Annotated in this window: 1 protein-coding gene and 1 pseudogene; one reads left to right on the top strand and one right to left on the bottom strand. The window is 33.8% G+C overall.

Annotated features, from left to right (window positions below):
• Nucleotides 1-87, top strand: a pseudogene (locus A9239_RS19060) (IS1 family transposase); the annotation flags it as partial.
• A gap of 82 nt (nucleotides 88-169) precedes the next feature.
• Here A9239_RS19060 and A9239_RS12905 read toward each other — a convergent pair.
• A complete protein-coding gene (locus A9239_RS12905; RefSeq protein ID WP_048155861.1) occupies nucleotides 170-1,171 on the bottom strand; it encodes a DUF5305 family protein in 1,002 nt (333 codons plus the stop codon).
• Between the last annotated feature and the right edge of the window lie 1,111 nt (nucleotides 1,172-2,282).

Below are 2,282 nucleotides of genomic sequence, written 5' to 3'. Positions count from 1 at the left end.
TGTTATACGAAGAGTATTGATATGCTAAAGTACTCTGTTCTTCTATTGATGAAACATAGAAATAAAGAGATAGCTATAATTAGTTAACAATGCCCAAAATAATAATACTAATAAAGAAAAGTTTCATAACACTACTCTTCAAAAAATCCTAATATCAATCTCGAACTATCTATCTTATATTTTCTTTTGAAGTTTTATCCCAAAAAATATACAATGCTTCATTGTGAATTATGAAATATTCTCCAGATCCGGCATCGTGAATTACCCTTTCATTCATATCAGAAGCAGCGTTTACAAGATCCTCGAGTGAAGAAATTTCAACCTGTAGAAGAGAACTCCTGTTTTCGGGAATTTTGCCTTTACTGATAAATTCTTTAAAAGATGAATTTTTACTTTCGTTTTCCAGTTTTTTGATGTATTCCGGATCAATTTTTTTCATTTTCCTGATGGGAATAAGCGCTCCTATTAGAACTGTATTTAACAGGAATAAGAATATAGGAAATTTGATTGTTGATGGTGAAGGGTCTTTTTGAACTCTGATATTTTTATACGTGTCTTTGACAAACCCAAGTTCTTCAGGCATCTGATAATAAGTAGAACTAATGTTGGCAGGGATGGCAAAATTTTGTGTACCTGTGACATCTTTTCCATTTATTTTTCCTTCATAGTTGATTACAGTAACAATTTCTATCGTCGGATTCGAAGTATAATTCAACTGATCCTCTATTTTTTTAGTTTGTTCCTGGATCTTAGGTATATCTAAGGTAAAATTAGAAGTAAAGACATCCGCATTTTTCAAATGAGCACTTTTTGAATCGCCAACCTGATAACTCTTCTGCCAGAATATTTTTTGCCCTTCCCCATTCTGCTCTTCTCCATATCCCTCTTTGTCACTTGCCACAATCATCGTTTTAGCCTCCACATTGAGGTCAGTAGAACTTGTGGCGTCAAGTCTGTATATGAATGAAACGTCCATGGTTGGAGATACTGTAAAAAAATACGCCGGTTTTCCCATCTCAAGCCTGGTTCCTTCCGGGTAGAGGGGATTTGGCTTAGTTACAGGAGCTGAATATGTATAATTTCCACGCTGCGTATAGGAAATAACTTTTTTTTCTTCATATGATACTCCTGTGTATTCTTCATACATCCAGAGTCCAGAAAAAACAATCATTAATAGAAATGCAAAGGTAAGAAGTTTCCACCTGTCTATTAAGATGTTTTTAAGTTTAAGAAAAATGGTTTCCAGTGTTTCAACTCCTTTTTATTATGTTTTTACTTTGTATTATACACTGGCACTCTATCAACAACAATCGACATTTTTCTCGACACTTATATACTTTCACTATTCTACCTCTTATTTTTTCCATGCTGAAAATGTTTTGGTTCCTGTTATGCAGATGAGATAAAAAATATTCAAGGAATAATATTCAACAATAACACTTATCCATGTAAATAAAACAAGAACTATATATACTCATTTTAAATTTTTTTATTCATTGGCTAACTTTCTCTTTAATGTTAAAGCTCTATATTCTGGTGGTCTACATCGTTTAAAATTAAAAAATGTATTAAAAAATGTCACAGTTAAAAATAATATAAGAATCTGATGTTACTCTGAAAATTAGTAAAGTGTTTCCAAAAAAAAGCTCAAAAATGGCTCATTACTTTTTCCCATGCCTTATTAATGGTATGTTACTTGCCCTCAAACACGCAGAGCCGCATGATGACGTTAATCTTTTATTACCACCCCAAAAATCCCGTTAATTTGCCAATAACTATCTTAAAACACTCAATAAAAGTAGCTCAGATCTACTGAATTCAAGGAGTATAAACTGGAAATTTCCAATATTAATCCCATAGGTTATATCACATTTCCAGTGATCTGAGCAGGCTCAATGAGAGAGTTCATCCCAAACCAATTTTTCTCAACAGTAAAAGTTTCAAAACTATTTTCCTAGATAAAAAGCTGATCCCGAATCCAATTCTGAAACGCAATTTCGGGTTTTGGGATCGGTTCTGGGATCGGTTCTGGGATAGGCTCAAAGTGTTAATCCTGATTTCAGAGAACGATACTATAGTTTAATCTATGCTTTAGAGGGATACAGTGAGCGAGACAGTAAACAATCCTCTGGAAATCAAAGCCGATATCCAGAGCCATCAAGCACAGTTATCAAAAAGTGATATTTTTGGAGTCCTCCAGAATGACAGACGAAGATATGTTCTGGAAATTCTCCGCACGCAAGGAAATCAGAGCATACGTTCTCTTTCTGAGGAAATAGCTC

The organism is Methanosarcina sp. A14 (assembly GCF_001729375.1).
Classification (GTDB): Archaea; Halobacteriota; Methanosarcinia; order Methanosarcinales; family Methanosarcinaceae; genus Methanosarcina; species Methanosarcina barkeri.
The sequence above is the reverse complement of the archived record's forward strand: the minus strand, read 5'-3'. Positions and strand labels throughout refer to the sequence as shown.